At 59.6% G+C, this 23258-nt stretch carries 11 protein-coding genes and 1 pseudogene; 10 read left to right on the top strand and 2 right to left on the bottom strand.

Going from position 1 to position 23258, the window contains the following annotated elements:
- Positions 1 to 462: 462 nt before the first annotated feature.
- From N2601_RS27685 to N2601_RS27640, 10 genes and pseudogenes are all read left to right on the top strand, one after another.
- Positions 463 to 2925 (top strand): phosphoketolase family protein, encoded by a 2463-nt coding sequence (locus tag N2601_RS27685; protein ID WP_104827573.1) that lies wholly within the window; start codon positions 463 to 465, stop codon positions 2923 to 2925.
- Positions 2926 to 3048: 123 nt separating this feature from the next.
- Positions 3049 to 4368, top strand: coding sequence for a glucoamylase family protein (locus tag N2601_RS27680; protein WP_104827979.1), 1320 nt, complete (start codon positions 3049 to 3051; stop codon positions 4366 to 4368).
- 228 nt (positions 4369 to 4596) lie between these two features.
- Positions 4597 to 5256, top strand: a complete 660-nt coding sequence (locus N2601_RS27675; protein WP_104827572.1) for a CBS domain-containing protein — start codon at positions 4597 to 4599, stop codon at positions 5254 to 5256.
- A 138-nt stretch (positions 5257 to 5394) separates the two neighbouring features.
- Positions 5395 to 7905 carry a glycogen/starch/alpha-glucan phosphorylase gene (locus tag N2601_RS27670; RefSeq protein ID WP_104827571.1) on the top strand — a complete coding sequence of 837 codons (2511 nt, stop codon included), beginning with the start codon at positions 5395 to 5397 and terminating at the stop codon, positions 7903 to 7905.
- A 49-nt stretch (positions 7906 to 7954) separates the two neighbouring features.
- Positions 7955 to 9127: an acetate/propionate family kinase gene (locus tag N2601_RS27665; protein ID WP_104827570.1), complete on the top strand. Its 1173-nt coding sequence runs from the start codon at positions 7955 to 7957 to the stop codon at positions 9125 to 9127.
- A 149-nt stretch (positions 9128 to 9276) separates the two neighbouring features.
- Positions 9277 to 10965, top strand: a complete 1689-nt coding sequence (locus N2601_RS27660) for an ABC transporter ATP-binding protein/permease (RefSeq protein ID WP_104827569.1) — start codon at positions 9277 to 9279, stop codon at positions 10963 to 10965.
- Between the two features lie 620 nt (positions 10966 to 11585).
- A complete protein-coding gene (locus N2601_RS27655) occupies positions 11586 to 12938 on the top strand; it encodes an MFS transporter (protein ID WP_245464127.1) in 1353 nt (450 codons plus the stop codon).
- A 253-nt stretch (positions 12939 to 13191) separates the two neighbouring features.
- Positions 13192 to 14172 carry a LysR substrate-binding domain-containing protein gene (locus tag N2601_RS27650; RefSeq protein WP_260304405.1) on the top strand — a complete coding sequence of 327 codons (981 nt, stop codon included), beginning with the start codon at positions 13192 to 13194 and terminating at the stop codon, positions 14170 to 14172.
- Between the two features lie 14 nt (positions 14173 to 14186).
- Positions 14187 to 14384: pseudogene (locus N2601_RS27645) on the top strand (3-hydroxyacyl-CoA dehydrogenase family protein); the annotation flags it as partial.
- Positions 14385 to 14439: 55 nt separating this feature from the next.
- On the top strand, positions 14440 to 14919 hold the full coding sequence (locus N2601_RS27640) for a LysR substrate-binding domain-containing protein (protein ID WP_104827567.1): 480 nt from the start codon (positions 14440 to 14442) through the stop codon (positions 14917 to 14919).
- Positions 14920 to 14941: 22 nt separating this feature from the next.
- On the opposite strand, the gene N2601_RS27635 is transcribed toward N2601_RS27640, so the two are convergent.
- Entirely contained in the window at positions 14942 to 17227 is a 2286-nt protein-coding gene (locus N2601_RS27635; protein ID WP_245464126.1) for a transglycosylase domain-containing protein, read from the bottom strand.
- A gap of 49 nt (positions 17228 to 17276) precedes the next feature.
- Complete coding sequence (locus N2601_RS27630; protein WP_104827566.1) at positions 17277 to 23255, bottom strand: alpha-2-macroglobulin; 5979 nt, start codon at positions 23253 to 23255, stop codon at positions 17277 to 17279.
- Positions 23256 to 23258 lie beyond the last annotated feature (3 nt).

The following is a 23258-nucleotide window of genomic DNA, read 5'->3' as shown; positions in this document are numbered from 1 at the left end:
TTCAATCGAGCGTTGGGTTAACGGCCAGCATGGCACTTGGCTCCGACGATACAGGCGACGCCTTCATCTCATCCTCTGTAGCGCCCCGCTTACGCTTGGTAACTTGCAGAAATATCTCTGAAATCAAACGGGATGGGGGCAATCGAAATGGCATGGGTGATCGAGGCGATTGTCGTTCGGCAGTTCCCTGCCCATTCGCCAGGGAAGATCCAATTCCTTAAGCCGGCTAAGAGTCGTGGGAAATGAGGTGACGGGTATGCTCTAACGGCATGTACGCGGCGAACAATGATTGGCCGCTAAGCTGACACCGGCCGCTATTCCACGGAGAGGCTGGAGAGCATCAACGACATTTTCCACGTATGGGAAGCGGCGAGATCGATGATCGTAGAGTAGTGAGACTGCATTCGCTTGCGTGACAGTAACTGGAGAGAATCTGCATTGCCATTTTGATCGGAGGCTCAGATGACTTCACTTGAAACCGCAGTGAGAAACGAGAAACTTTCAGGCAAGTCCCACGCAGAAAGCGTGCTATCGGCCGAGGAACTCCGCCTGATGGACGCCTACTGGCGGGCGTCGAACTATCTGTCTGTCGGGCAGATTTATTTGCTCGACAATCCGTTGCTCAAAGAGCCGCTGAAGCGGGAGCATATCAAGCCGCGTCTGCTCGGCCATTGGGGCACGTCGCCCGGCCTGAACATGCTCTACGTGCATCTGAACCGTGTGATCAAGCGCGACGACCTCAATATGATCTATGTGATCGGGCCTGGCCATGGCGGACCGTCGCTCGTCGCACATGCCTATCTGGAAGGGACTTACAGCGAAGTCTATCCGAATATCGGGCAGGACGCGGAGGGCATGCAGCGGCTGTTCAAGCAGTTCAGTTTTCCTGGCGGCATTCCGAGCCACGTCGCTCCGGAAACGCCTGGAAGCATTCATGAAGGGGGTGAGCTGGGCTATGCCCTGAGCCACGCCTACGGCGCAGCCTTTGACAATCCGGATCTTATCGTCACTTGCGTCGTCGGGGATGGAGAGGCGGAGACAGGGCCGCTCGCCACGGGATGGCATGGCAACAAGTTCCTCAATCCCGCGCGTGACGGATGCGTGCTGCCGATCCTGCATCTCAACGGCTACAAAATCGCCAATCCGTGCTTCCTCGCCCGCATTCCAGAGCAGGAACTGCGGAAATTCTTCGAGGGGATGGGTTATGCCCCCCTCTTCGTTGAAGGGCATGAGCCCGACCAGGTCCAGCAGCAACTGGCCGCAGCCATGGACACGGCAGTCGCGGAGATCAAGAGGATCTGGGCGGACGCTAGAGGGAAAGGGAATGTCAGCCGTCCGGCTTGGCCCATGATCGTCTTCCGCACCCCCAAGGGGTGGACTTGCCCAAGCGAAATCGACGGCAAGAAATGCGAAGACTATTGGCGGTCGCACCAGGTTCCGATGGGCGACATGAACAAGCCGGAGCACATCCAGATCCTTCAACACTGGATGAAAACCTACAAGCCTGAAGAACTCTTCGATGAGAATGGCAAGTTGCGCACCGAATTTGCCTCCTTGGCACCATCGGGTCATCGCCGGATGAGCGACAACCCGCATGCAAACGGCGGTCTGCTGCTGCGCGATTTGAAGATGCCGGACTTCCGCAGCTACGCCGTCTCGGTGCCCAGCCCCGGATCGGTAACGACTGAATCCGCTCGCGTCATGGGTAAGTTTCTGCGGGATATCATGAAGCTGAATATGGACAGCAAGAACTTCCGGCTGTTCAGCCCTGACGAGAACAACTCCAACCGCTGGCAGGACGTGCTGGAGGTCACCGACCGCTGCTACATGGCGGAGATTTATCCGGAGGACGATCACCTGTCGCCCGATGGCCGTGTGATGGAGGTGTTGAGCGAACATCAGTGCCAAGGCTGGCTGGAAGGTTATCTGCTGACGGGACGCCACGGCTTCTTCTCTTGCTACGAGGCCTTCATCCACATCATCGACTCGATGTTCAATCAGCATGCCAAGTGGCTGAAGGTGTGCAACCACATTCCCTGGCGACGGCCAATCGGCTCGCTGAACTACTTCCTGAGTTCGCACGTCTGGCGGCAGGACCACAACGGCTTCAGCCACCAGGATCCCGGTTTCATCGATCACGTTGTCAACAAGAAGGCCGAGGTCATCCGCGTCTATCTGCCGCCGGATGCAAACACGCTGCTTTCCGTCACCGATCATTGCCTGCGCAGCCGCAACTACGTGAACGTCGTCGTGGCTGGCAAGCAACCGGCTCCGCAATGGCTGACAATGGATCAGGCGATCAAGCACTGCGCCGAAGGTGTCGGTATTTGGGAGTGGGCCAGCAACGATCGGGGATCGGAGCCCGACGTCGTGATGGCATGCTGCGGCGACGTGCCGACGCTGGAGACGCTTGCGGCAGTCCAACTCATCCGTGAGCATATCCCCGAATTGAAGGTGCGCGTCGTCAACGTTGTCAACCTCATGAAGCTGCAGCCTTCGAACGAGCACCCGCATGGGCTTCCCGATCGCGATTTCGATGCGCTTTTCACCAAGAATAAGCCGATCATTTTCGCGTTCCATGGATATCCCTGGCTGATTCATCGCCTGACCTACCGGCGCACCAACCACGACAATCTGCATGTTCGAGGATACAAAGAGGAGGGAACAACGACGACGCCGTTCGATATGGTCGTTCTTAACCAGCTCGATCGCTTCCACCTTGTCGAAGATGTCATCGATCGACTGCCGCAACTCGGCGCTCGCGCGGCCTACTTCAAGCAGGCGATCCGCGAGAAGCTGATTGAGCACCGGCAGTACATCGAGGAGCATGGCGATGACATGCCTCAGATCAGCGGCTGGAAATGGGGCGTCAAGAGTATGGAGCAGGTGAAGGGAACGACGTCCACGGAAGGCGACAATACTTAAATGGCGATAAGCCGATGACCGTTAAACAAGGAGGCGGACATATGTTGCGGTCGACCGCAATTGAAACATCTGGAGGCCAACCAGCCGTCCGCCTTCCGATTGCGTTTTGGTGATGGGTCGGTCATGTCGGAACTACAGTCGACCGATCCCGATCTGAACCGAATGCCAACCGAAGAGGATCTCGGTCGCCTTCAGTTCACGACGTTGCTTTACTATCTCCAATGCACCAACCCAGACAACGGGCTAGTGCGCGACAAGACACAAGCGGGCGCACCGGCAAGCATCGCCGCTGTCGGCATGGGGCTTGCCACTATCCCGGTCGTGGTTGAGCGCGGCGTCGTCATTCGCGAGTTTGCCGCCAAGATCGCTCGGCGGCGACTGGAATTTCTGATGCATTGCCACCAGGGGCCGGAACCTGATGCCTCGGGCTACAAGGGCTTCTTCTATCATTTCCTCGACATCGAGACAGGGCGGCGGGTGTGGCAATGCGAATTGTCGACGATCGACTCGACCTTTCTGTTTGCCGGTGCTTTGACCGTCGCCACCTATTTCGATGGGGACTCGGAAGATGAGGTGAAGGTCAGGCAACTCGCCACGGCGCTTTACGAGCGGGCGGATTGGAACTGGGCGTGCGACCACGGCGCGACGCTGACCCATGGCTGGCGACCGGAAAACGGTTTCATTCCCTATCGTTGGCGCGGCTATGACGAAGGCTTGCTTCTCTACATACTCGGACTTGGCTCGCCGACCCATCCGCTACCGCCGGAAAGTTATGCAGCTTACACGGAAAGCTACGAGTGGCGAAACATCTTCGGGCGCGAATTGCTTTATTCCGGTCCTCTCTTCACGCATCAGCTTTCGCATATGTGGATCGATTTCCGAGACATTCGCGATGAATTCATGCGGGAGCATGACAGCGATTATTTCCAAAACAGTCGGCAAGCCACCTTCGTACAGCAGGAATATGCGATCCGGAATCCCTTGGGGTTCGAGGGATATGGCGAGCACTGCTGGGGATTCACCGCAAGCGACGGCCCCGGCTGGCTGACCAGGGATATTGGCGGTCAGCGCCGCGAATTCTTCGACTATGTCGCGCGTGGCGCACCCTTCGGACCGGACGATGGTACCGTCTCGCCCTGGGTCGTCGTTGCGTCCCTGCCGTTTGCGCCTGAGATCGTCATTCCAACCGTCCGCAATTTCGCTGCCCTGAAGCTGGGGATGACGCGGCTCTATGGTTTCAAGCCATCTTTCAATCAGACGTTCAAGGATGAGAACAGCCCAACGGGGTGGTGGACCAGCCCTTACCATTTTGGGATCGATCAGGGTCCGGTGGCGCTGATGATCGAGAACTATAGAACCGGTTTCCTCTGGAAACTGACGCGCAATTGCGAGCCAGTCGTCCGCGGACTGAGGAGGGCGGGATTTGCCGGCGCGTGGCTGTGATGGAGAGCCTGCGAAGAGAGCACTGACGGTTACCGTTGCGGCGCCAAACCTGTTGCGGGGATGTACGGCCAGGCGACTATCTTAGACCCAATCATTGATAGTCGGAGCCCCATTTTTCGCTTCCGCGGGCCTTGCTCAGTACTGTCCCTGAGTTGTCTCAGCCTTTGTGCGGAGCTATATTAGAAACGGCGAATTTGTGGCTTGGATTTCTACGTCGGAGGCGGAGTGATGCTGGTCAGAGACGTGATGAAGGTAAGAATTATCAAGGTCTCGCCGGACAATAGCGTCAAGCAGGCCGCAGAGCTGATGCTCGCCAATCGTGTCAGCGGCATCCCGGTTATCGACGATGAGGGCCAATTGGTTGGCCTCATCACAGAGGGCGATCTGTTGCGGAGATCCGAGCTAGGTCATCGAACCATGGCCGACGAGTCGTTGTCCCCAGAGGAAAAGGCCAGGACATACATCAAGAGCAATGCCTGGAAAGTTGCCGATGTGATGAGCCGCAATCCGGTGTCCATCGGGGAGGACACGCCGCTTGCACGCGTCGCTAACTTGATGGAGGAGCACGGCATAAAGCGCCTTCCAGTGACGAGAGCGGGCGCCGTCGTCGGCATTGTGAGCCGCGCCGATCTTCTCCAGGCGATTATCTTCGCCAAGCCCGATGAAACGGCGCCTGGTGATGAAGCGATCCGTCGCAGCATCCTGATCCGCCTCAATGAGAATACCGGTCTCGAAGGACAGGATCTGACGGTGACCGTGGCAAACGGCGTGGTGCATTTGTGGGGAAATGTCTCGACGGAGGAATGCCGGAAGGCGGCGCGCGTCGCTGCCGAGAGTGTCCGCGGCGTCGCTGGCGTTGTGGATCATTTTCCGAAGCGCGAGACCTAGAGAACCAGAAGAGGGCCCTGGACCTTCGGAGACTTGGCAACCAGAGTGCCGGAGCCGCCCACACAAGCGGGCCCTCGTGAATGCGGGAACCAATTACAACTGTTGGAGTGTCTGCCAGGGCACGGCAAGGGGGGTAGCATGAGCAGCGAGAAGGCGGCTGTTCAGCCGCAGGATTTCAAGTCACTTTCCTCTCTGCATCTTCCAGAACAATATGGTTGCGGGCCGATCCAATTCAGGGGAAGCCATGACGGGCTCTATGAGCGTCATTTGTTGTTCGACAATGTTATCGCTCCCGAGAATGCGGGAAACCGTGAGCGATATGAGGCGATTGCCCGATCCGTCAGGGATGTGCTGTCGCAGCGCTGGCAACGGACGGAACAGACCTACAGCATGGAGAACCCGAAGCGGGTCTATTATCTGTCGATGGAGTTCCTGATCGGGCGATCTCTCAGCAACAATATCCTCAATCTCCGCCTTGATCCGCTCGCCAGACGTTTTTTCGATCACGAGCACATAGACGAACTGGCCATTCTTGCCGAGGAGCCCGATGCGGGGCTGGGCAACGGCGGGCTGGGGCGGCTCGCCGCCTGCTTCCTGGATTCGATGGCAACGATGCAACTGCCGGCGATGGGATATGGGCTGCGCTACGAGTACGGGATTTTCAAACAGACGATCGTCGATGGCTGGCAACGCGAGCAGCCGGACAACTGGTTGCGCCGGCCGGATCCCTGGGAGGTCGCTCGCCCGCAGGAAGCCGTGGAAATCAAACTCGGCTGCTCCTTCGAGGTCCGCGGCGGGAATTTGCGGGTCGCGGTCGGTAGACCGTCCCACCTGATCGGCATGCCCTACGACCGCCCGATCATCGGCTACGGCGGCAGGACCATAAATACGCTCCGGCTTTGGGCGGCTGCAACACCGGAAAGCTTCGATTTCCAGACCTTCGGCGCCGGTGAGTTCGTCAGCGCGCTGGCACAGCGACTAACGGCCGAGACAGTCACCCGGGTTCTTTACCCCGACGATTCGACGAGCATGGGACAGGGCCTGCGGTTCGTTCAGGAATATTTCCTGGTCGCATGTTCCCTTGCCGACCTCGTCCGGCGATTTCGCTCAAATAATACCGATTGGCATTTTCTGCCCGACAAGGTGGCGATCCAGCTCAACGACACGCATCCGAGCATGGCAGTTGCGGAACTGATGCGCATCCTGCTCGATGACGCGGATCTCAGTTGGGATGACGCATGGGATCTGACCAGGGCTTGCCTTGCCTACACCAATCACACGCTTCTGCCCGAGGCGCTGGAGAAATGGCCGCTGCGGTGGTTCGAATTGATGTTGCCGCGTCACCTTGAGATCATTCTGGAGATTGATCGTCGCTTCCGGGAGGAGATCCTCACCCTCTTTCGGGATGATCAGGGCCGGGTCGAGCGGGCGAGCCTGATCGAGCATGGTGGCGAGCGTCTGGTGCGCATGGCCCATCTTGCCATCGTCGGCTCGCACAGCACCAATGGGGTAGCCGAGATCCATTCAAGATTGCTGCGCGAAACCACCGTCAAGGACCTCGCGGAGATATTCCCGCGCCGGTTCAACAATAAGACGAATGGCGTGACACCCCGACGCTGGCTGCTCATGTCCAACCCGGAGCTTGCCGGTTGCATAAGCGATGCCATCGGCGAGGGATGGATCACCAACCTCAGCGAGCTGGAAAGGTTAAAACCGCTTGTCGCTGATGACAGCTTTGTCGATCAGGTCCGGGAAGCCAAGCGTATGGTAAAACACCGCTTTGCCGGATGGCTGAAGTCAAGCGCCGGCATCGTCGTCGATCCCAGCGCGATCTTTGACAGCCAGGTCAAACGCATTCACGAATACAAGCGGCAATTATTGAACGCATTGAGAATCGTCGCGCTCTACAACCGGATCCGCGAAGATCCCGGCCTGGATATGGCGCCGCGTACCTTCTTCTTTTCCGGCAAAGCCGCGCCCGCCTACAACGTGGCGAAGCTGATAATCAAATTTCTCAATAACCTCGCCGGCACGATAGATGTTGATCCTCAAGTGCGCGGGCGCCTTAAGGTCGTTTTCCTGCCCGACTACTGCGTCTCGGTGGCAGAGCGCCTCATCCCCGCCAGTGACGTCTCCAACCAGATCTCGACAGCCGGATACGAAGCGAGCGGTACCAGCAACATGAAGTTCATGATGAATGGCGCGCTGACGATCGGCACTCGTGATGGCGCCACGATCGAAATGGCCGAAGCAGCCGGCGAGGAAAACTTTTTCCTGTTCGGCCTGACGGCTGACGAAGTCGCGGGGAGCCGCGGCTGGTACAGCCCACATTGGCATTACGACAACGAACCCGAAACCCGTGCGGTGCTGGACCTGATCCTATCAGGTCATTTCTGCCGTCATGAACCTGGGGTCGTGGATGCGCTACGCAATATCCTCCTGACGAGCGGCGATGTCTTCAGACATCTGGCGGACCTCACCTCATATCTGGAAGCGGACCAGAGTTTGCAATCTCTCTACGGCGATCCTCGTGCATGGACTCGTAGAGCGCTGCTCAACATCGCAAGCTCCGGAAAGTTCTCAAGCGACCGCACGATCGCCGAGTATGCGGCCGAAATCTGGGACGCGAGACCCTGTCCCGTTCCTTGACTTGTGGTGGGTGGCGACTTCGAACAGCCTATGCGGAGCGGTTGATGCCATGGACACTATCCTCGTCGTGAATGCCGGTTCCTCCAGCCTGAAGTTCGAGGTCTTCGCCGCGGCGGATACGCTTGCACGGCGGATCAAGGGGAGGATGGAAGGGATCGGCACCGCGCCGCGCCTGACCATCAAGGGCGCCGGCGGCGATCGGCTGGCGGACGAAGATTACCCACGCGATACCGTTCCCGACTTGCCGGCGGCGATGCGTCTGGTGGGGGAATGGCTGCGGGAGCATCATGAGGGGCGGCTGATCACCGTCGGTCACCGTGTCGTCCATGGCGGTCCAGACCACATGCGTCCAGCGCGCATCGACGAAAACCTGTTGCGGGAACTGGAGCGGTACACGTCGCTTGCGCCGCTGCATCAGCCAAACAATCTTGCGCCCATCCGCATCCTGCTGGAGCACCAACCGCAGCTAGCTCAAGTCGCTTGTTTCGATACCGCCTTCCATCGCGGCCATGATCCGATGGCCGACCACTATGCCATTCCGGCGCATTATTTCGACGAGGGTGTCCGGCGCTACGGTTTTCACGGGCTGTCCTACGAATATGTGGCTGGAAGGCTGGCCGAAGTCGCGCCGGACATTAGCGGCAGACGGGTCATCGTTGCCCATCTCGGAAGCGGCGCCTCCATGTGCGCGCTCAACCGCGGGCGAAGCGTCGAGTGCACATTCGGGTTCACGGCCCTCGATGGATTGCCGATGGGTACGCGATGCGGGCAGATCGATCCCGGCGTACTCCTTTATCTGCTCCAGCAACACGGCATGACCGTAGAGCAATTGCAGGACCTTCTCTATAAGGAATCCGGCCTCAAGGGACTTTCCGGCATCAGCAACGACGTGCGCGATCTGCTTGCCAGCAGCGACGCCGGTGCGACGCTGGCACTCGACCATTTCGTGCATCGCATCGGCCTTAACGCCGGCTTGCTGGCGGCGGCGTTGGGTGGGCTGGACGCCTTCGTCTTCACGGCTGGCGTCGGGGAAAATTCGCCAGTGATGCGCGCGCGGATTGCCGAAAAGCTAGGCTGGCTTGGAGCGTTGCTCGACCCTGAGCGAAACGATGCCGGCGAGTTGCTGGTATCAAGTGAGGACAGCAAGGTCGCAGTCTATGTCGTGCCGACCGACGAGGAATTGATGATTGCACGGCACACGTTGGCGCTGATCAAGGCTTGATAGGCGGGCTGTTCGCCGAGACCTGTAATGCTTCCGGAAGTCTCAGCCACTGGCGGACTTCGCGCGTACTCCCCGGATCGCGAGCGCCGTTCTCCGTCAAGACGCTTTCGCAGGCCATAAATTCTCTCCAGCGCAAAACGGGGGCGAACATGAATAACCAGCATATTCCGCTCAAGGTGACGGCAACAAGGTTCGTCCGTGCGGTCAAAATCTTCATGACATCGGATGTGGGCGGAAGAGCCAAGTTTCTTCTTTTCGCTCTCGTCGCTCTCTTCGGCGGCATCAGTGCTTTGAACGTCGTCAATAGCTTCGTCGGTCGGCATTTCATGACCGCCATCGCCGAAAGGCAGACGGCCGAATTCATTCGCCAGGCCATCCTGTATACCATGGCTTTCGCGGCATCGACCATCGTCTCGGTGATCGCCAGGTTCTCGGAAGAGCGGCTGGCCTTGCTCTGGCGGGAATTCCTGACGCGCCGCGCTGTTGGTATTTATATGAGCGGAGGGACGTTTTACCGCGTCGGGATTCGGGGCAAGCTCGCCCATCCTGACCAGCGGATTGCCGATGACATCAACGCCTTCACGATCACGACCCTTTCTTTCGTATTGATGCTACTGAACAGCCTTTTGACCGTCCTGACCTTCTCAGGCGTACTTTGGCTCATCAGTCCGCTGCTATTCATCGCGGCTGTCGTATACGCAGCCACAGGATCTTACCTGACGATTCTACTAGGCCGCCCGCTGATCAGTCTGAGCTACGATCAGCTCGATCGCGAGGCTGCGTTCCGGTCCAGCTTAATCCGCGTGCGCGAAAACGCGGAATCGATCATGCTTGGCGGAGGAGAGCAAAGGCACGCCAATCTCTTGCTGAGGCGTTTCGATGAACTTGCCATGAACTTCAGGCGCATAATCGTCATCAACCGCAATGTCGGTTTCTTCACGACGGGCTACAACTGGATGACTCAGATCATTCCGATTCTCATCATAGCCCCGGTATTTATCCGCGGAGACATGGAGTTCGGCGTCATTACCCAGTCTGCCGCCGCCTTTGCGATGCTTGTCGGTGCGTTTTCATTTATCGTCAGCCAATTCAAATCGATTTCCAATTTCGCGGTAGTCGTGGCGCGCATCAGCTCCCTCATTGAGGCGATCGAAGATGCTAGTCAGCCAACGAAAACCAACCTGGAAATCGTTGAGCACGATGGTCATCTTGCCTATGACCACGTTACGCTCACCTCGGCGACGGGCCATGCGCTACTCAAGGATCTTTCGGCGACCTTCCCTGCGGACGCCCGTGTGGTCGTAGTGGGAGACGACAATGCGGCGGCCACCGCGCTGTTTCGCGCAACTGCCGGGATTGGCATATCCGGAGAGGGGCGCATCATTCGTCCCGCACGCGATCAGTTGCGTTTTCTCGCCCAACGCACTCATCTTGCTCTCGGAACTCTGCGGCAGATACTTGTGCCATCGGGGCGGTCGAGCGACGTGACGGATGAGCAGATCCTTTCTCTCCTCAAACGGTTGGGATTTGCACCCGTTCTGGAAACCGACGATCTCGATAAGGAGGACGACTGGTCGACCCGGTTGTCGCCACGCGACCAACAGATTGTGGCAATTGCGGGGGTCCTTATCGCAGCCCCCTCCCATGTCTTTTTTGAAAATGCAGACGTGATCTTCGGTCACGACCAGCTGCGCGACATCCTTGCACTCCTTGCCGAGCGAAAGATTGCCTGCGTAAACTTGGCGGAAGCGGATACCCAGCGGGAGGCATATGATGCTGTGCTAGAGTGTCATGCAGACGGATCCTGGAATTGGATCGACCAACGAGGACGCTCGTGACCGCAAAGCGGCTGTCGCTTGGCACGTAAACGGGTCTTCCTTAAACATTCCCACTAATATCAACATTGGCCCTGAGCCGACAGGATAACGCGCACCTTATGCTGCGCTCATGAAGATCCTCGTTTGCCATAACCGGTCCCAATACCCAAAATGCAACATTGTCGGACCGTCGCTCATCAGGAATTTTACCACTCGGAGGAGTGCCAATGATCAGGCATCACATTGCGACGGGCCTTGCCATCAACATCATACCCATGGCCGTAATCCGCAATTCCATTCTCATTGCCGAGATCTGAACGACATCGTCGTGTCCGGAGATTGACCGCATACCGTGCCGATCGGCGACGTTTCCTTGCCTGGACGAAGGGGCGGCACCGATGTCCAGCAGGCATCACGGACATATTCCTCGATTGTCGGGATATTGCCGCGGCAGCCATCGACCTATGCGCACCGATGGCTTCGACGTAGCCGCTGTCCACGAAGTTACCGCGGCCTTTGAGAAATCAGTGCATTTGGGAAGAGCCCCTCTGGCGATCACTGGATCGGCCGGTGTGGCATCCCCATCCCTGAGACAAGCCGCAGCAATAGGAAATGTTTATCGCTAGCCAAAGGAGGAGACAATGTTACTGGAGAGGGAAGCAGCCGTTGCAGGCGTGACCATCGGGGAGGACACATCCACCGCGTTCAAAAGACGCTTCATGATAAGGATGATAGCCGTTCTCACGGGCGGAATGCTGCTCGATGGTTACATCCTCGGGGTCATCGGCCCTGTAACCACCGTGATGAAGCAAGATATGGGTATGTCGACGGCCGACATGGGGCTGATCGCGTCCGCTGCGCTGTTCGGGATATTGATCGGCTCGCCGCTCGGCGGATGGGCTGGCGACAAGTTCGGCCGAAAGCCGCTCTTCATGATCGACATGGCGCTGTTCGTGATCGCATCGGCGATGCAGTTCTTCATCAATTCGGTTGAGATGTTGTTTGTGGTGCGGCTGCTGATGGGCGTTGCCATAGGTGCGGAGTACTCGGTCGGCTGGCCGCTGATGTCGGAGTTTGCGCCCGCCCGTTTGCGGGGGCGCCTGATGGGCGTCACGATCCTCGCCTGGTATGGCGGATTCATGATCGGGTACACGGCGGGTTACATTCTGAACCTGCCGACACCGCTGCCGTGGCGTTTCATCATCGGCACGAGCACGCTTATCGCGGTCGTCTTGTTCGTCGCCCGGCTCGGCCTGCCGGAGTCGCCGCGCTGGCTGTGGAGCAAGGGGCGCAAGAACGAGGCCCGCGCCATCGCACGCAAATATCTGGAGAGCGCCGGGGATATGGCGGACATGGAGAACGAAGAGGTTCGTCATGGCCAGTTCTCGGAACTCTTCTCTGCGAAGTACTGGCGAATGACTGCTTTCGTTTCGTGGTTCTGGTTCTGCAACGTCCTGCCGTATTTCGCGATCGCGACCTTCGCAGACAATGTGTTGGAGCACTACGGCCTCAATGGCGGGCTCGCCGGTGGCGTGGGACTGTCGATGGTTGCTGTGATCGGGGTCGCCGTCACGGTGGCGTTGATCGACAAGGCCGGTCGCCGGTTGTTCACGGTTCCGCCGCAGTGGATCACCATGGTCGTCTTCCTCGTCATTGGCTTGTGGTCGAGCGCGCCTCCAGCCGTGGTATTGGGTCTCTTCCTCGTCTTCTCGTTCTTGAATGCGATGAATGGGACGCTGACGAGTATCTATCCCGGCGAGGTGTTCCCCACCGAGGTTCGTGGCGTCGGCACCGGTTTTGCAGCCGCTGTCAGCCGGATCGGCGCGGGTATGGGCACCTTCCTGTTGCCGATAGGCGTGGAGAAATTCGGAGTTTCGGCGGCCATGCTGGTCGCGGCGGGTGTCGTCTTCAGCGGCGCGCTGGTGTCTCAATTGTGGGCGCCTGAGACAAGAGGGAAGAGCCTTAGTGAAACGGCCGCGGGGTATTCGCACTAGCTGGCAGATTGTTTTGGCAAGTGTCCAAAGCCGTTAGTGGCTATTGCGTGATAGGCTTCTGTGTGAGGTGGAGTGTCGCATCCCACTCTCACACAGAAAGTCTCAATAGCCCAAGATCGGTGCTGAATCGCAATTCGGATGCCTCGCGACATAGTTCTTCAGTCGCGACTATGAAATGTCGCAGCGGCCTTTGCGTGTCGGAAAAGACATGCGACTTTGTTATCGACGATCCCTCTGACGACGATGTTATTGGATGCTAATCAAACGCCGTTACCTTCCCTCCCTCGGTTCGTTCGCCACTTTCGAAGTTGCGGCGAAGCATCTCAGCTTTACCCTCGCCGGGAACGAGCTCAACGTGACCCAGGCCGCTATTAGCCAGCAGATCCGTGGCCTCGAAAAATCGCTGGGTGTTACCTTGTTCATCCGCAAGCACAACAGCCTCGAACTGACATTCGATGGCCAACGACTCTTGACTGCCGTCAGCGGCGGCCTGGACAAGATTTGCGATGCGATCAACGATATTAATGCTCCGTCTGATCTTCCCATGATCACCTGTTCGGGTACCAATGCGGCGATCGCCTTCTGGCTGAAATCCCTTGTGGACAGGTTCCGTTCCGAGCGGCCTGACGTGAGGTTCGTGCTTCTGGCCTCAGACGAGGACGACACATTGAGGAACTTCGACGAGGTCGATCTTTCCCTGATTTGTGGAAACGAACGCTGCGAGGTCGGGGAAAATCTCCGCTACCTCTTTCCGGATATTGTTCAACCGGTATGCAGTCCGGATTATCTCGAACGCCACGGGCCATTTCCGGACCCCCTAAGCCTGGGGCAAGCGGATTTGCTCGACCTGCATCGCAAGCACTGGACCTCCGACGCCATCGGATGGCACCCAGTCACTTGGGACGATTGGTTCCGGGCGAACGGTCTCGATGTGCCGCACTTATCGCCCATCATGATCAGCAACAATTATCCGCTTCTCGTGAACGCAGCGATCAAGGGCGAGGGAATCGTTCTGGGGTGGCATCATCTCGTACGATCGCTGCTGGACGAAGGCGCGCTCCGCACATTGTTCGATGCCCCTCTTCGCGTCGATCGGGGATATTATTTGAAGGTGAACCGAGCATCCCTGGACAAGCCGCATGTGCAGGAATTCATCGATTTCGTTCTGACGGATCTTGCTGCTTCGGAACAAGGACACCAGCCTCGCGGAGTGGCGATGGGAGATATCCTCTGAGCTGGTTTGTCAACGCGATCCACCTCATCAAGACGGGCGTCGCGTCCGTCGAGGATTTCGATAAGGCGATGTGGCTGGACCTGGATTGCGGTGGGTAGCGAAGGGGCCGACGATGTTGTTCCACCTTGGAGCCGGTGAAGGGGGCTATCTTTTGCGAAAGGTACACCGAACGCTTTAATCGCAGGTGGGACGATCTCGGCGTCCTTCATCTTGGCCCGCCGCAGCGGGCATTTAGGAATGGAAGCGACGATTTAGGCGGCCGCAGATATGGCCATCGAACGCTCTCTGAATGAATGGCCTGTTCCGCCGTCCCGCTGGTTTGTCTCTGACGAGGTGGTGTTCCCTGTATGCTCGCCCGCCTATCTGTCGAACCATGCTCCCGTTACCGCTGTGGCGGATTTGTCCGATCACCACCTCCTTCATTCCTTCGATCCGCATCGCAAGCGGCTCAGTTGGGGAGAATGGTTCAACCTCGTGGGGGCGGGATCGGTAGATGCAGCACCAAACATGGTGCTGAATGACTATCAATTGGTCATGCAGGGAGCCCTATCGGGGGAGGGGATTGCCCTTGGATGGAATTTCTCCGCCCAGCTCTTGCTTCAAAACAAGCTTCTGGTGAGGCCGTTAGACGTTTCGGTGAAGACGGGAGGCGCCTTCTTTCTGGTGGCCAACGAGCGTCGAACCGAACAGGATAAGCTCAACATCCTGGTGGAATGGTTTCTCTCGCAGACGGCGGACCTGCGCTAAGGCGATTGGTTTTCAACCGGTCTCATTGCACATATACCGGTACGACTGCAGAGGTTTCGTCGCGGTAGGGCAGGCGGATTTGGAAGCGGTGTTCGCCGCTCTGGATGGGCCAGAAGACAGGCCGGTCGGGGTCGGTGACGGCGAAGGGCTGGCCGTCGACATACCAGACGATTTGCGGCACATGCGGCTGGACATCGGCCTTCAGAGGCAGACGGTCGAAGGCGGCGGGCTGTTCCGGATTGCGCCAAATCTGACTGTTGCGCGCAGGTGTTGATATGGCGAGATGGATCTGCGGGTTGGAGGCATCGGCACCGGCGAGTGAATGGCTCCTCCCGGCTGCTGCACTGATCGGCAAAGATTTGAGGTTGGCGTCCGGACGAAACGATAGCGCAGCCACCTTTGGCATCTCATCAGGCTTAAGCCATTCCACCAGCGTCTGGCTGCAGGTGTTGTCATTTGACTGTCCATTGACGACGCAAACCTCCATCGGTTTGCGGTCCGGCGGCGTCGGAAAGCGCGCATCGGCGATGTCTCCGGGCTTGTTGCCATGAACCCGGTCGATGATCGCGTGCACGAGGCGGGCGGCACTTCCGGCGCCGGTCATCCTGCTCATGGTGCCGGCATCACCGCGGCCGATCCAGACGCCGACGATGACTTTTTCGGAATAGGCCATCGCCCAGGCATCCCGGTAGCCTTGGGAGGTGCCGGTCTTGATCGCGACGGGGAAAGGATATTCCAGCGTGCCATAGCGGTGGAAGCTCGGCAGCCGGGCCTGCGGATCGGAGAGGAAGGACGTGATCAACCGGGCCGTATCGAGCGAAATGATCCGCACGGATTGGGATTGCGGCTGCTCGCGCGCCCAGCGCAGATCCTGCAATTGGCCGTCATTGGCCAGCGCGCCATAGGCCCGCATCAGCCTGTCCAGGCGTGTCGGCAGCGAGCCGATCGCCATCGAGAGGCCGAAATGATCGGCTGGGGTTTCAAGGTCGTGCAGGCCGAGATCGCGCAAAAAGCGGAATGTCGTCTCAAGACCGATGCTGCGCAGCAGATTAGTGGCGGGCACGTTGCGCGAATTGGCCAGTGCCTGGCGCGGCAGCATTGGCCCAAGGAATTCGCGGTCTGCATCGCCGATGCCCGACGCGCCTTCCGGCAAATCGAGCAACATGTCGGTCGGCTTCAGCACGCCGCGTTCGAAGGCCAGCGCATAAATGAACGGCTTGAGTGTCGACCCGGGCGAGCGCTGTGTCCGGGTGTAGTCGAACGCGCCGGCATGCCTGCCGTAATAATTGCTCGAACCCACCTGGGCGAGGACCTCGCCCGTTTGACGCGACACCACCATGACGCCGACCTGCTGTGCGCCTGCGGAGCGCCAGCCATCGAGATATTGGCGTGCGAGAGCGGTAACGTCTGTCTGCAGCGCAAGGTCGATGGTCGTGTGGATCAGCGGCGTATTTGCGGAGGCTGGTGCTATCTGGCCGTTCTCGATGAGGTCGTGATAGCGCAATATGAGATGCAGAGCATCCGGGCGGCGCGGCAGGTCGGGCATGCGCATGTCGGCGAGCTGGCGATGGGCGATTTCTGCCTCGTCGGCATTGATGATCTTCTGCTGCGCCAGCGTGTTCAGCATTTGGTGGCCGCGCTGAATCGCCCGGCGCAAGCCTTCCGGCCGCAGCGGGTTCATCCGGGTCGGTGATTGCGGGATGGCTGATAGCAGTGCGATCTCAGCCCAGGAAAGATCGGCCACCGGCTTGTCGAAATAGAGCCGTGCCGCATGGGCGATGCCGTGGCTGCCATTGCCGTAGGGTGCCAGCCGTAAGTATTGCGCCAGCATCGCCTCGCGGCCGTAGCGCAGGGTCAGCAACACACCGGTGCCGGCCTCGAGGATCTTGTGCATGAAGGTGCGCGATTCCGGCCGCTGCATCCGCGCCACTTGCATGGCAATGGTCGAGGCGCCCGAGCGGCGTCCCATGCCCTCAAGATTTTGCCAGGCGGCGCGGCCGATGGCATAGGGATCGACGCCAGCATGCCCGTAGAACCGCCTGTCCTCGAGTGCAAGCGTTGCCTTCACGACGCGGTCAGGCAGTTGCTCCAACGGCCAATAGCCATAATCGATGCGCCCGCTCTCCTTGTCGGCATGGCCGATCTGGGCGAGGAACGCGCCGCCGCGATCATAAAGTATCGGTGTCGGGGCGGGTGCATCCAGGCGAGCGCGCTGATTGATGAGACAGGCAAAAACCAAGGCACCGGCTGCGAGGATCAGCAGGGGGAAAAGAACGAGCTTCGATCGGCGGCTTCCCAAAAATGTCATTGCCTGGTTGCCTGGCTCCTCGCTTGATATCCGTCCTACTTGGGGCGGCTTACTTCGCCACCACGATCTGCACGGCTGCGCTCATCCCCTGCACACCCTTCTGGTACATGGTTTCGGCGAAGGCCTGCGGCTGCGTATACGAGCCTGCGATCAAGGCGCGCGTCCGGTAGGCAAAGGTATAGTTGCCTTTTGGAAGCCTGTCGGAAGCGCAGAATACTTGGTCGTCGCCATAGGAAACCCAATCGGTCGGCAAGGTCGACGCTATTGCCGGCGTGGCTTCTGCCGGGGCGGTGGCGATATTGGGGTTCAGAGGATCGAGCCCCGCCGCTAGCGGCAGAGTGAGAGCCACATGGGTCCGATCTTCAGATACGACCAGTTCGACCCTCTCTTCCAGGACATCGCCGACCTTGAGCTGGATGGCACCGTTGGCATCGGGGGCCAGCTTTTCCAGCGGTGCGTTGCCTGCGGGGACGCGGTAGAGCGTGCGCGTAAGGGCAAAGCCCTGGCTCTGGGCCTGCGCCTTATAGCCGGCTTCGGCCGACAGATAACTGGTTTCCACCAGCGCGAGGGCAGATGTAGACCCGGTGTTGCTGATGGTGATTGCGCCCGGATCCAGCGTGACCTGACGCAGCACGGGTGTATTGGCGTCCAGCGTCAGCGTTTGGACGCTGCCGTTCTGACTAAGCGTCAACGGCAACGGCGTCGTCGGCCGTTGCCAAGCGGCTGAAAGTGCTCGGATTGCCGCCGAAGTGGCGTTGGTCGAGCCCCAGCCGTCACCTTCGCCCAATCGCAACAGGGCGGTTTTCAAGGCGGGATAGCGCGGATCCGTTTCCGAGGTCAAAGCCGCCGCGCGCACCATTTCGGCCAGGCTGCGGGTTTCCGAAGGCAGGATAATGGGATTGCCCCCATCCTGGGCCTGCCCATTGTAAACCAACTGGCCATCGCGAGAGAGGATGCGTACGCGCGACCACATGGCGTCGGCAAAACCGCCGACAAGGCGTGGGTCGGCATCCGGCGCGGCGGCGGCCGCCGCCGTCATTCGGGCAACGCTGACATTCGGCATCAGGGCAGCCGAACGGGCCAGTTCCGCCGTATAGGCAGGGTCGAGCTTGCCGCCTTCGGCGAGCGCCGTCAGAGCCTCGACCCGTTCGCGAATCTCGTCGCCGGTGAGCAGATGCGGATAATCCGAGCGCAGCGATAGCTTCAGCACGCTCGCGAGGCGGTCGGTCAGCGCCTTGTCGGTGGGCTCGCCTGCCTTCTCGGCTGCGACCAGGAACGAATAGGCCCAGGCTGTCAGCGAGACATTGCCCTTGCTGTGCGGCCAGAAGCCGACAAGGCCATCGGCATCGACCGCCTGGCTGATGGCCAGCACGGTGTTGTGCACGTCGCTGTCGATACGCTTGTCAAGCTTCGCCGCTGCCAGAATGGGTTCGAAACTTTTGAAGGCCACGCTGGAGGAGGCCAAGGATATCCGTTGTTCGGTGGAGCCGTAGGGAGATTCCACCAGAGTGTTGAGCCCGGCAACCAGCTTCACCAATGCCGGATCGGAAGCGAGCGTGATCACGCGCTGAAACGATCCGGGGCGGACGTTTTCCTGCGGCGTCGACAGCGTCTTCGAACCGCCGGCCGGGATTTCGACGATCTCGTAATGCTTGATCGGCACGCGGTCGAATTTCAACGGCAGCGCAATTTCGACTGAATCCCGGGCATGATCGGCCACGCGCTCGACTCCGAAACGCAGCCGCACGTCGTCCTTGCCGGGCTTTGGCTCCGGCACCGATGCGAGAACGCCGATATGAGCGGGCTTGTTCTGTTCCCAGTTAAATGAGAAATCCTTGTTGCCCTCAAATGTCAGTCCATCGGAAACGATGGATGCCGCGCCGGCGCCGCCACCGCCCTCGACGATACGGGCAATGACGCCTGCTTCGAATTGGTCTCCATACCGGAGGAAGCGGGGCAGTGCGGGTTGGGCCACTATTTCCTGCCGGATCAGCATTTCGCCCGTACCGTAGCCGAAGCGGTCGGGACCGCTGACGGCCTTGGCGCGCAGCTTGAAGACAGTCAGCGAGTCCGGCAGCTTCACCTTGATCTTGGCGGTGCCACCCGGACCGACTTTTACGTCGGGAAGATAGATCGGCACCGGCGTAAAATTCTTGCGGACGGAAATATTGTTGTCCGTGCCCCAGTCTTCGCGCTCGTCGCCGCCCGGCACCTCATCCAGGGGGATGATGCCAAAGGCCATATTGCGGGTATCGCGCAGCGCCATGGTGGATTGGCGCTTGACGATGAAATTCGGCAGCGGGTCCAGCGGTTGTTCGGTTGCAAGCGATAGCACGGCTTGGTCGACCATCCAGAAGGTGGCATCGCCCGCGATCGGCTGGCCGGTATCATCGGCCAGATGCAGCGTGACCTCCACTTCATCGCCGGGGCGGGCCTTCTTTGGATAATCCATGGTAACGGTTACGGTGTTCTTCACGGGCTTCACCGTCACCGTCTTCGTCGCGGCGATTGTCACAGGCTTGCCCTGGTCGAAGGGTGCGTTCGGCGAGGGGATGCTGGTCTCCAGCCGGCCCCGCATGATGAGAAAGTGCACGGGAATTTCCGGCATATATTCCTTGCGGACGGGCAGCGCATAATGGCCGTATCCATCGGCGATATCGACCCAGTCATAGCGGAACTTTCCCTCGGGCTCTTCAACGACGGCCAGGGCGCGCGCTGTCTGGAAAGGGGACTGGATCAGCAGGTTGGCGGTTTCCCCGGGAATGTAGCTGTCCTTGTCCGTAGTGACGACCGCGGTGCGGGCGGGCGCCTGTGCCCAGGTGACCGGCGTGGTGCCGCCGACGAAGAAGTCGACGCTGACCTGCTGGCGGCGGCCAATGCGGTCGCTGGCTTCGAGTTGGATGATATAGACGCCCGCATCATTCGCCTCGAGCGCCAGGGTCTGGATGTCCTTCGTGCTGGTGATCTTGCGCTCCAGGACGGTCTCGTCCATTTCCTGCGTGACGTATTTCGCCGAGCCCTGGCTGAAGTCGCTCGCCTGCAGCGTCGACGTCCAGTTGCGATGGATCAGGCGCGCCGTCATCTCCAGCCCGGCGACGGGATGGCCATTGCCATCGACGGCCAGGATCTCGGGCTCGATGGCACCGAGCTTTGGCACATAGCGCGGCACCTTGAGACCAAGCACGAAGGGCGGGACGGCATAGACGTTGGTGATGCTGCGGACCTGCAGATCGTCGTCGCCGGTAACGGTCGCCTCTATCATGTAGCGGCGGGGTTGCGCCGTAGGCTCGATCGTCGTGTCGAAGCTTATGCGCGAGGCACCGCCGGCATCCGTGCTGCCATCTCGCTCAAGCGCCGGCGAGGATTTGAATTCATCGCTGCCGGAATAGCGGGAATCCGTCGAAAACAGAAAGCCCTCATGACCCGGCGGCGTCCAATTGTAAGGATACTGCACGGCCCGCCAGCGAATGGGGCGATCTGCCAGCAGACCGCCGGCAAAATAGCGCGCGATCAGGTCAACGTTGAAGGAGGAATCGAGCGGCACCGTTTGCGGATTGTTGAGCACGACTTCAAACGTCGGCAGGCGATAGGCTTCCTTCTTGAAGGAGATGCTGCCGCATTGGGTCGTGTTGTCGGCCGCGTCATCGGTGCTATCGGCACTATCGGCGGTCTGCGCAGAATCGGCTTGAGCGTCGTCTGCCTGCCCATCATCTGCGTTGCTGTCGCTTGGTTGATCGTCTGCATTTTCGTCGTCATTACCGGATTTTTGCTCCGGTTGCGCCTGGTCCGTGGCCTGCGCCGTGTCACCCGGTTCGAAGTGCACTTTGTAGTCACCGGTCGCCGGCGTCTCGGCGTCGAATTTGTGGTAGAAGTCACCGAAGGCGTCCAGCTTTACGGGTACGCGCCATTCCTGCTTGTCGGGGCCGGTGATCACGATCTGCCCGCCTTGTGTCGGCAGCGTCAGGTGGCCGCCGAGATAGCTGCGGACATATCCCTTGATATGAACCGGTTCCTCTGGTCGGTAGATCGGCCGCTCTGTGAAGACGTGGCATAGGGTGCGGGCCTGCTCGGCGCGATTTTCCTCTGGATTGGTGGTCCAATCCAGCCAGGAGGTCGACGGCTTGGTCCAATTATCCTGGGCATATTGGGCTGGCGCGTTATCGGGGTCGATGACGAGAGTATCGAGCCCCTTCGTCACGATGACACGCCGGATCTTAGCCTCGGCGCGCTGCTGCAGCTCCCAGGAGAAGAAGCCTTGCGCGTCCGTCGTGCCGGTTGCGAGTGTGACGAACTTGCCGTCTCTCAAGCCGTCGAGCCGAATTTGTGCGCCGTCGATCGGATTGCCCTTGGCAAGAGAGGTGACGGCAAAGCGAACCCGGTCCTGCTCCTCGACCGCACTCAAGGTCAGGTCGGTGACCTGCACGCGAAGCCAATGGCGGGTCTGACTGTCTACCGCGCGCAGGCCGACGAGATAAGTCCCGGGTTGGTCCGCTCCGGCAATCCTGGCAAAAGAGGATTTCAGATCCAGGCCGAATTTGGTGTCGACGCCGCCTCTGTGAATCGGCAAGTCCATGAATTGGGAAATAGCGGGCGAACCCAGGGCCTTGACGCGTGCCTGGATCGCGTCGGCTGAGATCTCATCGCTTTCAGCCCATTTCTGCGGCTCCTTGCCAGGCAAGGGTGGTGCTTCGTCGTCGTTCGTATCGAGGCCGGCTTGCGGGAAAGGCCAAAAATCGCGGGATAGCGGATCAATCGCATGGATGCGCACATCGGCCCTGTCATAGCCGCGCCCGCGCAACGGCACGAGTTGCGGGCCAAAGCGCTCGACCACGCCCTGCGACGCGTCCCAGACAAGCGAGGCCTGTTCCGGCGCGAAGGCGAATTTCCGGCTGAAGCCGGTAGCCAGCGGTCTGCCACGGTCGTCGGTCAGGGCACCGGCGGCTACATCGAGGGTATAGATCTTGTCTGTAAGAAAGCGGCCATGGATATAAAGACGCCCGTTGCTTGCATCTGCCGTCAGATCGTCCACGGGCGGAGAAATGCGCAGCGAGTCCCGCACAGACAATTGTTCGCCAGCCACTGGATTGCTGGAAAATCGGAAGATCAACCCACGAGCTTCGCCCGATCGCGTGGCCGGTGCCGCATCGGCATCGTCGACGGGGTTGCCATTATCATCGACTGCACCGCCGGAATCGCTGACGGTGGCGTTGGACGTGCAGCGCATGATGCCATCGCTTGTGGTGGCGTCGAAGCCTCGCCCGCAATCGGAGCTGATCATGGTGAAGGGCACGGCGGTGCGCACACGCAGCTCAAAGGTCTGATCGCTGAAATCTGGCGTATCGGCAAGCTTCAGCCGCAGAATGGCGACGCGGCCATCGGGCACGCTCGCATGCAGCTTCACCATGTAGGATTGCTGGTCGCTGCGGCTGTTGCGTTCAAGCGGCTGGATATCGAAATCCTGCGCTCCCAGCATCAAACCGCCTTCGTCGCCAATGCCTGGCGCCGGCCGCAGTTCTATCGACAGAAGGCGGCTCAGCGCCGCCACATCGACGGGTTCGGCAAAGGTCAACGTGATCTGGTCAAGCTCGTTGACGGGATCACCGGCCGCGGCCGGGACAGTGGATACCGGTACCGGCAGCAGCGGTATCAATTCCGTCTCGGTACCAGCGTCCTTCTCGTGACCCAGCATTTTGATCTTGACGCGTGCGAGAGGCTGCCATTTGTCGGCGGGCCTGAATTGCAGGGCGCGCGGGCCGAGCCATTGCCAGGCACCGGCGGCCGCCGGTTCCATCGTCACAAAACGCTCGGGCGAGTCTTCCGGGCCACCGGTTGCGGGGCCGGTGTCCGTGGGAAAGAAGATCGTTACCGGATCATAGGCGCGAAGGAACTTCTCCGGCACAATCTTGACGCCGTCGGCGCGTTGCAGAACATCCAGCGTCGGCGAATTAGCGCTTTGCTGCGCGTGGCTGCTTGAGATCAGCGTTGAAGACGCAAGGGCAAGGGCAATGAGAAATACAATCTTTTTCATTGG

Origin of the sequence: Rhizobium sp. CB3060, from assembly GCF_025200735.1 — a bacterium.
In the GTDB taxonomy this organism is placed as follows: domain Bacteria; phylum Pseudomonadota; class Alphaproteobacteria; order Rhizobiales; family Rhizobiaceae; genus Rhizobium.
Note: the sequence above shows the minus strand (reverse complement) of the source record. Positions and strands in the feature narration are given on the sequence as shown.